The sequence below is a fragment of the Cellulomonas sp. Marseille-Q8402 genome (genome assembly GCF_965119525.1).
The window spans coordinates 1,589,528-1,602,123 of sequence record NZ_CBCPLX010000002.1; the positions used below are offsets into that span (position 1 = coordinate 1,589,528).

Annotated in this window: 13 protein-coding genes; 4 read left to right on the forward strand and 9 right to left on the reverse strand. The window is 75.7% G+C overall.

The features are described 5' to 3' along the window. Window positions 1–28: 28 nt before the first annotated feature. Window positions 29–307, reverse strand: coding sequence for a hypothetical protein (locus ACWPWW_RS18305; protein ID WP_454051747.1), 279 nt, complete (start codon window positions 305–307; stop codon window positions 29–31). A 169-nt stretch (window positions 308–476) separates the two neighbouring features. On the opposite strand from ACWPWW_RS18305, the gene ACWPWW_RS18310 reads away from it, so the two are divergent. Further along, entirely contained in the window at window positions 477–797 is a 321-nt protein-coding gene (locus tag ACWPWW_RS18310; RefSeq protein ID WP_454051748.1) for a hypothetical protein, read from the forward strand. Between the two features lie 71 nt (window positions 798–868). Here the strand turns inward: ACWPWW_RS18310 and ACWPWW_RS18315 are convergent, their stop codons facing one another. The 4 genes from ACWPWW_RS18315 to map form a co-directional block, all read right to left on the reverse strand. Continuing rightward, window positions 869–1,042, reverse strand: a complete 174-nt coding sequence (locus ACWPWW_RS18315) for a CsbD family protein (protein ID WP_454051749.1) — start codon at window positions 1,040–1,042, stop codon at window positions 869–871. 88 nt (window positions 1,043–1,130) lie between these two features. Further along, the gene (locus ACWPWW_RS18320) at window positions 1,131–1,523 is read right to left on the reverse strand and encodes a VOC family protein (RefSeq protein ID WP_454051750.1); all 393 of its coding nucleotides are present in this window, start codon (window positions 1,521–1,523) and stop codon (window positions 1,131–1,133) included. Between the two features lie 71 nt (window positions 1,524–1,594). Beyond that, window positions 1,595–2,386, reverse strand: coding sequence for a polyphosphate--glucose phosphotransferase (gene ppgK / locus ACWPWW_RS18325; protein ID WP_454051751.1), 792 nt, complete (start codon window positions 2,384–2,386; stop codon window positions 1,595–1,597). Further along, window positions 2,383–3,255, reverse strand: a complete 873-nt coding sequence (gene map, locus ACWPWW_RS18330) for a type I methionyl aminopeptidase (RefSeq protein ID WP_454051752.1) — start codon at window positions 3,253–3,255, stop codon at window positions 2,383–2,385. Before map ends, ppgK begins: the two co-directional genes overlap by 4 nt. Window positions 3,256–3,338: 83 nt before the next feature. Here map and ACWPWW_RS18335 point away from each other — a divergent pair, with 83 nt between their 5' ends. Then, window positions 3,339–3,512, forward strand: a complete 174-nt coding sequence (locus ACWPWW_RS18335; protein ID WP_454051753.1) for an SPOR domain-containing protein — start codon at window positions 3,339–3,341, stop codon at window positions 3,510–3,512. A 7-nt stretch (window positions 3,513–3,519) separates the two neighbouring features. On the opposite strand, the gene ACWPWW_RS18340 is transcribed toward ACWPWW_RS18335, so the two are convergent. The 4 genes from ACWPWW_RS18340 to ACWPWW_RS18355 form a co-directional block, all read right to left on the reverse strand. Continuing rightward, window positions 3,520–4,302 carry a M15 family metallopeptidase gene (locus ACWPWW_RS18340; RefSeq protein WP_454051754.1) on the reverse strand — a complete coding sequence of 261 codons (783 nt, stop codon included), beginning with the start codon at window positions 4,300–4,302 and terminating at the stop codon, window positions 3,520–3,522. A 75-nt stretch (window positions 4,303–4,377) separates the two neighbouring features. After that, the gene (locus tag ACWPWW_RS18345) at window positions 4,378–5,370 is read right to left on the reverse strand and encodes an endonuclease/exonuclease/phosphatase family protein (protein ID WP_454051755.1); all 993 of its coding nucleotides are present in this window, start codon (window positions 5,368–5,370) and stop codon (window positions 4,378–4,380) included. 65 nt (window positions 5,371–5,435) lie between these two features. Further along, window positions 5,436–6,284 carry a 3-methyl-2-oxobutanoate hydroxymethyltransferase gene (panB, locus tag ACWPWW_RS18350; RefSeq protein ID WP_454051756.1) on the reverse strand — a complete coding sequence of 283 codons (849 nt, stop codon included), beginning with the start codon at window positions 6,282–6,284 and terminating at the stop codon, window positions 5,436–5,438. Further along, the gene (locus ACWPWW_RS18355) at window positions 6,284–8,053 is read right to left on the reverse strand and encodes an NAD+ synthase (protein ID WP_454051757.1); all 1,770 of its coding nucleotides are present in this window, start codon (window positions 8,051–8,053) and stop codon (window positions 6,284–6,286) included. Before ACWPWW_RS18355 ends, panB begins: the two co-directional genes overlap by 1 nt. 86 nt (window positions 8,054–8,139) lie before the next feature. Here ACWPWW_RS18355 and ACWPWW_RS18360 point away from each other — a divergent pair, with 86 nt between their 5' ends. Both ACWPWW_RS18360 and ACWPWW_RS18365 read left to right on the forward strand, forming a co-directional pair. Next, window positions 8,140–9,477: a glutamine synthetase family protein gene (locus ACWPWW_RS18360; protein ID WP_454051758.1), complete on the forward strand. Its 1,338-nt coding sequence runs from the start codon at window positions 8,140–8,142 to the stop codon at window positions 9,475–9,477. 16 nt (window positions 9,478–9,493) lie between these two features. Beyond that, on the forward strand, window positions 9,494–12,526 hold the full coding sequence (locus ACWPWW_RS18365; protein WP_454051759.1) for a bifunctional [glutamine synthetase] adenylyltransferase/[glutamine synthetase]-adenylyl-L-tyrosine phosphorylase: 3,033 nt from the start codon (window positions 9,494–9,496) through the stop codon (window positions 12,524–12,526). The last annotated feature ends 70 nt before the right edge of the window (window positions 12,527–12,596 follow it).

The window sequence follows — 12,596 nt, forward strand, 5'->3', positions numbered from 1 at the left end:
CCCGGGCACCGGTCCGGCGGGGTCGCCGTCAGCCGCAGGCGCGCCGCCGGACGTCGGTCGCCGGGACCCACACCGCGCCGGTCATCACGCGCAGGTCCGCGATCCGCACGCGCACGAGCGCGGCGGTCCACTCGACCGCGAGCGTGTCCAGGCGCTCGGTCCCGCTCGCCCAGCGCAGCGTGACGGTCACCGGGATCGGCCGGTCCACGTCGTGGTGGGTGCCGGGCGGCACCGGGTGCGCGTTGAGCAGGGGGACGGCGGCGCGCAGCCGGGACATGCCGCCCGGGACGGTCTGCGCGAGGTTCACGGCGGCAGTCTCCGCCCCGGCTCTGACGCCCGCGCGCGGGGAGGGGTGAGCGTCGACCGCGCCGGACACGCGTAGGACCGAGGTCCCAGCGAACGACCTGGTCAGGCGCCACGCTGGGCACCCGGGCTGGAGCAGGCGGCCCGCAGGACGCACCACCGCAGGAGGGGCCGTGACACGCCGACGCCTGCCCCGGATCGCCGCGCTGAGCGGCGCCGAGGCCGCTCGGGCCCGCCACCTCGACGTGCACTCGCCGGTCCCCGCGGGCCCGGGAGCGGTCACCTGGACGCTGACCCTCGTCGACGACGCGGGGGCGCCGATGGCGGAGAGCCGGACCACCTCGCCGGACTTCCCGCTGCCGCTCGGGGACATCGTCCGGCTGCACCTGGACGTCGTCGGGCTGGAGCAGGCCGGGGAGTGGACGTCGCCGGAGCCGTCCGCGGGGGAGCCGAGGTTCCGCGCCCCCGTCCGGACGCTGCCGCCCCCGGCCTGAGAGATCTCACCCGCCCCGGCAGCACGACGCCCCGCCCCGGGGACCCGGGACGGGGCGTGGCGGCGCGCACGTCAGTGCTTGAAGGCGTCCTTGACCTTCTCGCCGGCGTCCTTGATGTCGGCCTTCGACTGGTCGCCGCGGCCCTCCGCCTCGAGGCGCTCGTCGTCCGAGGCGCGACCCGTGGCCTCCTTGACCTTGCCGGCGGCCTTCTCAGCGGCGTTGGAGATCTTGTCGTCGAGTCCCATGTGTCCTCCTGGAGACGGGTTTCTGCGTCTCCTCGACGCTATGCCCGGTACCACGGCACCGCATCCCGGGGAGTCGGGGGCGAGCCGGTCAGGAGCCGGCGTCGAGCGCCGCCAGCTCGGCCGGCGTCGAGCGCAGGAGGCAGAACTCGTTGCCCTCCGGGTCGGCGAGCACGTGCCAGGTGACCTCGGGCCCCTGGCCGACGTCCACGGGGCTCGCGCCGAGCGCCAGGAGCCGGTCGAGCTCCGTCGCCTGGTCCGAGCCGTCGGGGGGCCGTACGTCGACGTGCAGCCGGTTCTTCCCCTGCTTGCCCTCGGGCACCCGGCAGAACAGCCACTCGGTGGCGGACCCGTCCGCCGGCGCGAGCTCGACCTCCTCGTCGTCCTCCTCGCCCACCTGCCACCCCAGCACCTCGGCCCACCAGCGGGCGAGGGCCTGCGGGTCGCGCGCGTCGATCGTCAGCTGGCTCACCACGAGTCCCATGCCGCGACCGTAGGACGCGACCGGCGCCCCGTCCAGGCGATACCGGACGGGGCGACGGGCCGGGACGGGGCTCAGTCGCCGCGGACGCCCGCGACCGGCGTGCCGGCCCGTGCGGCCAGCGCCGCCGCGCCGACGATGCCGGCGGCGTTGCGCAGCTGCGCCGGGACGATCGGCGCCCGCAGGTGCAGGAGCGGCAGGAACTTCTCGTGGTGCTTGCTCACCCCGCCGCCGACGACGATGAGGTCCGGCCAGAACAGGTCCTCGATGACGCCGAAGTACCGCTGCAGCCGCTCGGCCCACTGCGGGAAGTCGAGGTCGTCGCGCTCGCGGGCCGAGTCGGCCGCCCGGGACTCCGCGTCGTGGCCGTCGATCTCGAGGTGGCCGAGCTCGAGGTTGGGCACGAGCACGCCGTCGGCGACGATGGCGGTGCCGATACCGGTGCCGAGCGTGCAGATGAACGTCACGCCCGACGTCGACCGCGCGGCGCCGTACAGCGTCTCGGCGTACCCGGCGGCGTCCGCGTCGTTGACGGCGAGCACCGGACGGCCGAGCGCGTCGCCGAGGACGTGCTCGATGTTGGTGCCGATCCAGGACCCGTCGACGTTGGCGGCGGACCGGGCGACGCCGTGCTGCACGACCGCCGGGAACGTCACGCCGATGGCGGCGTCCGCGGGCAGGTCGAACCGCTGGACCAGCTCGACCACCGTCTCCGCGACGGCGGAGGGCGTGGCGGGCTGGGGCGTGGGGATGCGGACGCGCTCGGCGGAGAACTCGCCGGTGGCCAGGTCGACGGGGGCACCCTTGATGCCCGAGCCGCCGATGTCGATGCCGAACGCCGTCGTGGGGTTCTTGTGGTGGTTCATGGGAGTGTGAGGATCTCCGCTCCGGTGTCGGTGACCAGCAGGGTGTGCTCGAACTGCGCGCTGCGACGCAGGTCCGCGGTGACCACGGTCCACCCGTCGTCCCACGTCGTCCAGTCGGCGGTGCCGAGGTTGAGCATCGGCTCGATGGTGAACACCATCCCGGGCTCGATGATCCGGTCGTACTGCGGGGCCGCGTCGTAGTGCGGGATGACGAGCCCGGAGTGGAACGCCTCGCCGACGCCGTGGCCGGTGTAGTCGCGGACCACGCCGTAGCCGAACCGGGACGCGTACTTCTCGATGACCCGGCCGATCACGTTGACCTCGCGGCCGGGCCGGACGGCCTTGATGCCGCGTTCCAGGGCCTCGCGGGTGCGCTCGACCAGCAGGCGGGACTCCTCGTCGAGCTCGCCGACGCCGAACGTCGCGTTGTTGTCGCCGTGCACGCCGCCGACGTAGGCGGTGATGTCGACGTTGACGATGTCGCCGTCCTCGAGCACCGTCGAGTCGGGGATCCCGTGGCAGATCACCTCGTTGACCGAGGTGCACAGCGACTTGGAGAACCCGCGGTAGCCGAGCGTCGACGGGTACGCCTGGTGGTCCAGGAGGAACTCGTGGCCGATCCGGTCCAGCTCGTCCGTGGTGACGCCCGGGGCCACGTGCCGGCCGACCTCCGCCAGCGCCTGCGCGGCGATGCGCGCGGCGACCCGGATCCGGTCCACGACCTCGGGCGCGACGACGTCGCTGCCCGTGTACGGGGTCGGCGCGGGCCGGTCGACGTACTCGGGGCGGGGGATGGCTGCGGGGACCGGCCGGCGGGGGCCGACCCTCCCCGGGACGAGCGCCGGCCTCGGCGCGTGCACGGACGTCATACCTGGCAGTCTACGAAGGACAGCGCGCGCTCCGGGCAGCCGGAGGGCCCAGGACAGCGACCGGATGCCCGCAGGAGGACGCCGTGGCCGACGAGTTCTACTACAACACCGAGACCGGCCAGGTCGAGCAGGGCAAGCAGTCCACCTGGTCGCACCTGATGGGGCCGTACCCGACGCGCGAGGCGGCGCAGCACGCGCTGGAGAAGGCCCGGTCCCGCAGCGAGGCGTGGGACGAGGAGGACCGGCGGGAGCGCTGACGCCCCGTCAGCCGGTCGCGGGCTCGCCGCGCAGGCGCGCCGCCACCTCGGCGACCGCCGCGGGGTCGCCGACGATCTCGAAGTGCATCTCGTCCGCCCGGCCGCCGAAGTCCCCGCCCCAGGCGACCACCGGCGCGACCTCGGCCAGGATCGCCCGGATCGCCGTGAGCTCGTCGTCGGAGAACGTGTCGGTGGCCCCCAGCGGGTGCTCCGTCGCGTTCAGGTCGATCGAGGTGCCGGAGGCGTGGTTGGACAGCCCGCCGTCCCCGCCGTGCTCGTCCTCCTCGCCCCGGACCGAGCGGTAGGCCCAGCCCCAGGAGCTGTCGACGTCGACCGGCTCCACCTCGGCGTCGAACCGCGTGGCGACGTGCTCCAGCACGGTGCGGACGTCCCCCGCGAGCAGCCGCCCGGTCACCCAGGGCGACACCTCCAGCCGCGGGTCGTTCCCCTCCATGATCGCCGGCCAGCAGTTCTGCGTGAGCGCCGGGTCCGGGTCGCAGACCGGCACGAGGACCGGGACCGGATCCGGGACGGCCCGGGGCTCGGGTCCGCCGCCGACGAGCCGGGTCACCAGCACCACGAGGGCGACCAGGACCCCGAGGAGCACGACGGCCGCGGTGCCGAGGACCACGACGCCCCGGCGCGTCAGGCGCAGGCGGGGCGGCGCCGCGGGGGCGCGACCGGTGCGCGCCGGACGGGCCGCGCCGGCGGCGACCGCCCGGGCCGACGCCGGCGCGGCGCCGTCGGGGTGCGCGGCGCGCGGCGGGTCGTCGGTGACGTGGCGGCGCATGGCGTCGAGACTAGGGGGCCGCGGCGGCGGGGAGCGTCACCGCGCCGGTGCGGGTCCCCGGCAGCGCACCGCGGGTCAGCGGCGGGTCAGGTGGGCGACGACCGGGCGGTGGTCGCTGGCGCCCACGGCGGGCAGCGCGGCGAAGCCGGTGACCCGCCAGACGCGCGCGTCGACCAGCACGTGGTCGATGGGCGCCGCCAGGACCCGCGGCACGTCGGCGGGCCAGGTCCCGAGCCCCGCGGCGCCGGCCTCGGCGGCGGCGTCGACGCACGGCCCGAGGTCGTCGAGCCCCGGGTGGTCCAGCGTGGCGTTGAGGTCGCCCGCCACGACCACCCCGGGCGTCGACCGGCAGACCGCGGCGATGCCGGCGGCGTGGGCCCGCCAGTCCGGCATCGAGGTCTCCGCGGACGGCGCGCGTGTGTGGGCGGCGACCAGCGGCCCGGGCGCGCCGGCGTCGTCGGGCAGCGCGGCGAACGTGCCGAGCTCCGTCGCCGGCAGACCGCCGTCGTCCTGGGTGTAGGGGCCGAGCGAGTCTCGCAGCAGGAGGGCGACGCCGTCGACCCGGGTGCCGGCCGCGTCCGCCGCCAGCGCGGTCGTCGGGCGGCCGGCCGCGGTGAGCGCGTCGGCGACGGCGCTGGCCGTGCCGGCCGAGGTCTCCGCCAGGACGGTGACGTCGGCGTCCTGCGCGAGCACCAGCCCGGTGAGGGCGTCGGGGCCCACCACGCCGAAGGTGTTGAACGAGAGCACCACCAGGTCGGCGTCGTCGGCCCGCCCGGGCCCGGAGCCGTCGAGGCCGCGGCCGGCGAGCACCACGCCCTGCGCGCCCGCACCGCCCACGAGCAGCCCGGCGACGGTGAGCGGCAGCGCCCAGCGCCGCGGGGTCAGGCCGGCGCGGCGCGCGATCTGGTTGAACCCGCCGACGGACCCGAGCAGCAGGGCGGCGGCGCCGACCAGCAGCACGGCGACCAGCCCGCGCAGCGCGACGAGCTGCGCGAACGGCGTCCGCGCCGCGAGCCCGACCCGGTCGGGCGCCACCAGGACGACCAGCAGCGCGAGCACGACGACCACCGCCGCCACCGTGCCGACGACCCGGCCGGGCGTGCGCGTGCCCGGCCGGCCGGGACCGGTGCGGCTCAGCTGAGGAACGAGTGGTCGGCGTCGGGGAACCGGCCGCCGCGCACCTCGTCGGCGTAGGCGCGCGCCGCCTCGCCGAGCAGCTGCCCGACGGGGGCGAACACCTTGGCGAACCGCGGCGACCAGTCGGCCATGCCGGCCATGTCGGTCCACACCAGGACCTGCCCGTCGCACTCGGCGCCGGCGCCGATGCCGATCGTGGGGATGTGCAGGATCTCCGTGACCCGGGCCGCCACCGGCGCGGGCACCATCTCGAGCACGACCGCGACCGCGCCGGCCTCCTGGACGGCGAGCGCGTCCTCCGCGAGCCGCTCCGCCGCCTCGTCGCCGCGGCCCTGCACCCGGTGCCCGCCGAGGGTGTTCTCGGACTGCGGGGTGAACCCGAGGTGCCCGACGACGGGGATGCCGGCGTCGGTGAGCGCGCGGATCTGCGGGGCGACGCGGACGCCGCCCTCGAACTTCACCGCGTGCGCGCCGGCCTCCTTGAGGTACCGGGACGCCGTGGCCAGCGCCTGCGCCGGGCCCGACTCGTAGGACCCGAACGGGAGGTCCGCGACGACCAGCGCGCGGCGCGAGGCGCGCACCACGGCGCGGGTCGGCGGGATCATCTCGTCGACCGTCACGGGGATCGGCGACGCGTGGCCGAGCATCGTGTTGCCGATGGAGTCGCCCACGAGGAGCAGGTCGATGCCGGCGTCGTCGAAGATGCGGGCGGTCGCGAAGTCGTAGGCGGTGAGCATCGTCAGCTTCTCGCCGCGCTGCTTGGCCTCCGCGAGGTGGTGCACCCGGACGCGCCGCGGCGGGGTCGCCGGGGCGTCGGAGGTGCCCGGGGTGGACTGCTCGGACATCAGTGCTGCTCCACGGGGTCGGTGGTCGTGCCGGTCGCGCGCTCGGTGGCCTCCGCCGAGGCGGCGGTGGCCACGGGCTCGCGCCAGCGCGTGGTGATCGGCAGCCTACGGTCCCGGCCGAACGCCAGGGCCGTGACCTTGGGGCCGAGCGGGTACTGCCGGCGCTTCCACTCGGCGCGGTCCACCAGGGAGAGCACCTTGTCGACGATCTCGGCGTCGAACCCGCGCGCGAGCAGCTCCGCGCGGCCCTCGGCGTGCTCCACGTAGGCGTCGAGCACCTGGTCCAGCAGGTCGTACGGCGGCAACGAGTCCTGGTCGGTCTGCCCCGGGCGCAGCTCGGCCGACGGCGGCTTGGTGATCGAGTTCTCGGGGATCGGCGGGACGAGCCCGGCGTCGACCGCGTGGTTGTTCCGCCACCGCGCCAGCGCCCAGACGCGGGACTTGTCGACGTCCTTGAGCGGGGCGTACCCGCCGACGGCGTCGCCGTAGATGGTGGAGTACCCGACGGCGAGCTCGGTCTTGTTGCCCGTGGCGAGCACCAGGTGGCCCTCGGCGTTGGACAGCGCCATGAGGATGACCCCGCGGACCCGGGCCTGGAGGTTCTCGGCAGCGACGCCGTCGAGGGCCATCTCGCCCTCGAACGCGTCGACCATCGGCTTGATGGCCTGCACCCGGTAGTCGGCGCCGACCCGCTGCGCGAGGTCCAGCGCGTCGTCCTTCGAGTGGTCGGACGACCAGCGCGACGGCATCGAGACGCCGACGACGTGGGCGCCGCCGATCGCGTCGGCCGAGATGGCCGCCACCAGCGCGGAGTCGATGCCGCCGGACATGCCGAGCACGACGGACCGGAAGCCGTTCTTGCGGACGTAGCCGGCCAGCCCGGTGACGAGCGCCCGGTAGATCTCCTCGTCCGGGTCGAGCGGGGCCGCGAGCTCGCCACGCGCCGGCTCCGTGCCGCGGACGGGCACGTCCCAGACCAGCAGGTGCTCGACGAACTGCGGTGCCGACGCGAGCACCGTGCCGTCCGGGCCGATGACGAACGAGCCGCCGTCGAACACCAGGTCGTCCTGGCCGCCGACCATGTTCACGTAAGCGACCGGGGCGGCGACCTCGGCGGCGCGGCGGCCGGCGAGCTCCGTGCGGATGTGGCCCTTGCCCTCCTCGAACGGCGAGCCGTTGATCACGAGCAGCAGGTCCAGGTCGTCGTCCGACAGCTCCGCGACGGGGCCGTCCTGCCAGATGTCCTCGCAGATCAGCAGGCCGACGCGGCGACCGGCGACGTCCAGCGCGGTCGGCTCGCCGCCCGGGGCGAAGATCCGGAACTCGTCGAACACGCCGTAGTTGGGCAGGTGGTGCTTGTCGTACCGCTGCTGCGCGAGCCCGTGGCGCAGCACGACCGCCTGGTTGGTCGGCCGGGCCGGCGCGCCGTCGTGCTCGCGGCTGGTGCGCTCGCCCACGCTGCCGACGACCACCGTGAGGTCGCCGAGCCCTGCGTCGGCCAGCGCCGCCGCGAGGTCGGACAGCGCGTGCTCCGCGCCGCGGCGGAACGAGGCGCGCAGCGCGAGGTCCTCGATCGGGTAGCCGGTGACCGTCATCTCGGGGAACGCCACCAGGTCGGCGCCCGCCTCGGCGGCCTTGCGGGCCCACTCCAGGACGGCGGCGGTGTTGCCGGCGAGGTCGCCGACGCAGGTGTCGATCTGGGCGAGGGCGACCCGCAGCGGGCGGCCCTCCGAGGGGGTGGCGGCGGAGGTGCCGGGCTGGTCGGACATGGCTGCGAGCCTATTCGGGCGGACGCACCCGGGCGAGCGGCGCGTGCGGCGCCACGGTCCTTGCGGGATCAGGCAGGATGTACCGCATGGACAGGCAGCAGGAGTTCGTCCTCCGCACCGTGGAGGAGCGCGACATCCGTTTCATCCGGCTCTGGTTCACCGACGTGCTCGGGACCCTCAAGTCGGTGGCCGTCGCGCCGGCCGAGCTGGAGTCCGCGTTCTCGGAGGGGATCGGGTTCGACGGCTCCTCGATCGAGGGCCTCACGCGGGTGTACGAGGCGGACATGATCGCCAAGCCCGACCCGACGACGTTCCAGGTGCTCCCGTGGCGCGGCGAGCGGCACGGCACCGCGCGGATGTTCTGCGACATCCTCACGCCCGAGGGCGAGCCGTCGCTGGCCGACTCCCGCAACGTGCTCAAGCGCGCGCTGTCCCGGGCGAGCGACAAGGGCTTCACCTTCTACACGCACCCCGAGGTCGAGTTCTACCTGTTCGACGCCCCGGCCGACCCGTCCCAGCCGCTGGTCCCCGTCGACCAGGGCGGCTACTTCGACCACGTGCCGCGCGGCACGGCGCACGACTTCCGGCGCGCCGCCATCACGATGCTCGAGTCGATGGGCATCTCGGTGGAGTTCTCGCACCACGAGGCCGGCCCGGGCCAGAACGAGATCGACCTGCGGTACGCCGACGCGCTGACGACGGCCGACAACATCATGACCTTCCGCACGGTGGTGAAGGAGGTCGCGCTCGAGCAGGGCGTGTACGCCTCGTTCATGCCGAAGCCGCTGGCCGACCAGCCCGGCTCGGGCATGCACACCCACCTGTCGCTGTTCGAGGGCGACCGGAACGCGTTCCACGAGCCCGGCGGGCACCTCGAGCTGTCCAAGACGGCGCGCTCGTTCATCGCGGGGCTGCTGCGGCACGCCGCCGAGATCACCGCGGTGACGAACCAGTTCACCAACTCGTACAAGCGGCTGTGGGGCGGTGCCGAGGCGCCGTCGTACGTCTGCTGGGGCCACAACAACCGGTCCGCGCTGGTGCGGGTGCCGATGTACAAGCCGGGCAAGTCCAACTCGGCGCGCATCGAGTACCGCGCGGTCGACTCGGCCACCAACCCGTACCTCGCGTTCGCCGTGCTGCTCGCGGCCGGGCTCAAGGGCGTCGAGGAGGGCTACGAGATGCCCGAGGGCGCCGACGACGACGTGTGGGAGCTGACCGACGCCGAGCGCCGCGCGCTGGGCATCGAGCCGCTGCCGGCGAGCCTCGAGGCCGCGATCGCCGTGATGGAGAAGTCCGAGCTCGTCGCCGAGACCCTGGGCGAGCACGTCTTCGACTTCGTGCTGCGGAACAAGCGGCAGGAGTGGGAGGAGTACCGCGCGCAGGTCACGCCGTACGAGCTGCGCCGCTTCCTCCCGATGCTCTGAGCGTACGGTCGGTGGCGTGAGCACGTCGGTCGGTCGGGGCAGCACGCTCGCGGGTCGGCTGACCCGCGCGGGGTTCGCGGACGTCGCGCGCGCGGAGCGGCTGCTCGCCGACGCCGCGCTGGTGGCGCTCGTGCCGGAGGTCGAGGAGCTCGTCCCGGCGCTGGCCGAGTCCGCCGACCCCGACCAGGCGCTGCTGTCGCTCGCGAAGATCGCCGGCGCCGTCGAGCGCGACGGCGCTCGCCGGGACCGGCTGGCCGCGGCGCTGCGCGACGGCGGCGACGGCCGGGACCGGCTGCTGGCCGTCGTCGGCGCGTCCGTGGCCCTGGGCGACGACCTGTGCGCGCACCCCGAGCACCTGGACGTCGTGCTGGACGAGACCTCCGGCACGGGGGTCCCCGTCGAGCAGGTGCGGGCCGAGCTGCTCACCGCGGTCGGTGCCGACCCGGACGCGGCGGACCCGGTCGCCACCGTCGCGGGGGCGGACGGCGTCGACGCGATGCGCCGCGCCTACCGGCAGCGGCTGCTGCGGATCGCCGCCACGGACCTCACCTGCGGGGAGCCGCTGACCCGGCTGCCGGGGGTCGCCGCCGCGCTCGCCGACCTGGCCGCCGCCGCGCTGGAGGCGGCGCTCGCCCTGGCCCGCGCGGAGCTCGACGACCACGGCGCGGGCGTCCGGCTCGCGGTGATCGGCATGGGCAAGACGGGCGGCCGCGAGCTGAACTACGTCAGCGACGTCGACGTCGTGTACGTGGCCGAGCCCGCCGAGGGCGCCGACGAGGCCGCCGCGCTCGCCGCCGGCACCCGGCTCGCGACCGCGCTGGCCCGGGCGTGCGGCGGGCCGTCCGGCGAGCCGGCGCTGTGGCCGGTCGACGCCGCGCTGCGCCCCGAGGGCAAGGACGGCCCGCTGGTGCGCACGCTCGAGTCGCACCGGTCCTACTACGAGCGCTGGGCCAAGACCTGGGAGTTCCAGGCGCTGCTCAAGGCCCGGCCGCTGGCCGGGGACCGCGCGCTCGGGCGCGCGTACGTCGAGCTGACCAACCCGATGGTCTGGCAGGCGGTGCGGCGGGAGAACTTCGTCGCCGACTCGCAGGCGATGCGCCGGCGGGTCGAGCAGCACCTGCCCGCTGCGGAGGCGGACCGGCAGATCAAGCTCGGGGTGGGCGGGCTGCGCGACGTCGAGTTCACGGTCCAGCTCCTGCAGCTGGTGCACGGCCGCGCGGACCCGGAGATCCGCAGCGGCAACACCCTGACCGCGCTGGCCGCGCTCTCGGCCGCCGGGTACGTCGGGCGCGAGCACGCCGGGCAGCTGGCCGTCTGCTACCGGTTCCTGCGGGCCATCGAGCACCGCGTCCAGCTGTACCGGCTGCGCCGCACCCACCTGATGCCGACGGCCGAGCCGGACCTGCGCCGGCTCGCGCGCTCGGTCGGGATGCGGGCGGAGGGTGCCGAGGGGCTGCTGGAGCGCTGGCGCCAGGTGCGCCGCGACGTGCGGCACCTGCACGAGGAGCTGTTCTACCGGCCGTTGCTCCCCGCCACGGCCCAGCTGTCCGCGGCGGAGGTGAGCCTCGCCCCGGAGCCGGCGCGGGAGCGGCTGGCCGCCATCGGGTACCGCGACCCCGCCGGCGCGGTGCGGCACATCGCCGCGCTGACCGAGGGCGTGTCCCGGCGCGCGTCGATCCAGCGCCAGCTGCTGCCGGTGATGCTCGGCTGGTTCGCCGACGGCCCGGACCCCGACGGCGGCCTGCTCGCGTTCCGCCGGCTGTCCGAGGCGCTCGGCGGCACCCACTGGTACCTGAAGCTGCTCCGGGACTCGGGGACGGCCGCGGAGCGGCTCGCCCGCGCGCTGTCGACCTCCCGGTACGTCGCGGACGCGCTGGCCCGGTCCCCGGAGTCGGTGGTCTGGCTGGACGACGACGCCGAGCTCGAGCCGCGCAGCCAGCACCGCCTGGCCGCCGAGGCCGACGCCCTGCTCACCCGGGCGAGCGAGCCGGTCCCGGCCGTGACGGCGCTGCGGGCGCTGCGCCGCCGGGAGCTCGCGCGGACCGCGGCCGCCGACGTGCTGGGCGTCGTGACCGGCACCCGCGCGTCCCGCAGCCTGACCGCCACCGCCGACGTGCTGCTCGCGGGCGCGCTGCGCGTCGCGGCGTGGGAGGAGCGCGTGGCCCGGCGCCTCGACGCGGACCCCACCGCGCTGTTGGTGGTGGCGATGGGCCGGCTGGGCGGTCGGGAGATGGGCTACGCGTCGGACGCCGACGTGCTGTTCGTGCACGACCCGCTGCCGGGTGCGGAGCCGGTGCTCGCGCAGGAGTTCGCCACGGGCGTCGCCACCCGGCTGCGGTCGCTGCTGGGCTCGGTGGGACCGGAGCCGGTGCTCGAGGTCGACGCCGACCTGCGCCCGGAGGGGCGCAACGGGCCGCTCGTGCGGTCGTTCGACGCCTACGCCGAGTACTACGCGCGCTGGTCGCTGGTCTGGGAGAGCCAGGCGCTGCTGCGCGCGCGGCCTGTCGCGGGGGACGCGGCGCTGGGGGAGCGGTTCGTCGCGCTCGTCGACCCGCTGCGGTACCCGGCGGGCGGGCTCGACCCGGCGTCCGTGCGGGAGGTGCGGCGGATCAAGGCCCGCGTCGAGGCGGAGCGGCTGCCGCGCGGGGTCGACCCGACCCGGCACCTCAAGCTCGGCCGTGGCGGCATCGCCGACGTCGAGTGGACGGCGCAGCTGCTGCAGCTGCAGCACGCGCACGCCGTGCCGGGCCTGCGCACGACGTCGACGCTCGACGCCCTGACCGCCGCCTGCGAGGCGGGGCTGCTCGGCGCGGACGACGCGGCGGTGCTCGTCGAGGCGTGGGACCTCGCGTCGCGGCTGCGGGACGCGCTGGTGCTGTGGACCGGGCGGACCGGCCACGCCGACGTGCTGCCGCACGACCGGCAGGTGGTCGCGGGGCTGGCCGCGGTGGTGGGCTACCCCTCCGGCTCGGGCCAGGAGCTCGAGGACACCTGGCTGCGGGCGTCGCGCCGCGCCCGCGGCGTCGTCGAGTCGGTCTTCTACGCCTGACCGCGGCCCCGCCCGCCGGCCGGGTGGACGACCGCGACGGCACGCCACCGCGCGCGGCCGTCGCGGCCGT

What these genes read in the sequence shown, in the direction of transcription:
- ACWPWW_RS18360 (WP_454051758.1), top strand. Translation starts at nt 8,140, where the DNA reads ATGGACAGGCAGCAGGAGTTCGTCCTCCGCACCGTGGAGGAGCGCGAC.
- ppgK (WP_454051751.1), bottom strand. Translation starts at nt 2,386, where the DNA reads ATGAACCACCACAAGAACCCCACGACGGCGTTCGGCATCGACATCGGC.
- panB (WP_454051756.1), bottom strand. Translation starts at nt 6,284, where the DNA reads ATGTCCGAGCAGTCCACCCCGGGCACCTCCGACGCCCCGGCGACCCCG.
- ACWPWW_RS18355 (WP_454051757.1), bottom strand. Translation starts at nt 8,053, where the DNA reads ATGTCCGACCAGCCCGGCACCTCCGCCGCCACCCCCTCGGAGGGCCGC.
- ACWPWW_RS18320 (WP_454051750.1), bottom strand. Translation starts at nt 1,523, where the DNA reads ATGGGACTCGTGGTGAGCCAGCTGACGATCGACGCGCGCGACCCGCAG.
- ACWPWW_RS18340 (WP_454051754.1), bottom strand. Translation starts at nt 4,302, where the DNA reads ATGCGCCGCCACGTCACCGACGACCCGCCGCGCGCCGCGCACCCCGAC.
- ACWPWW_RS18315 (WP_454051749.1), bottom strand. Translation starts at nt 1,042, where the DNA reads ATGGGACTCGACGACAAGATCTCCAACGCCGCTGAGAAGGCCGCCGGC.
- map (WP_454051752.1), bottom strand. Translation starts at nt 3,255, where the DNA reads ATGACGTCCGTGCACGCGCCGAGGCCGGCGCTCGTCCCGGGGAGGGTC.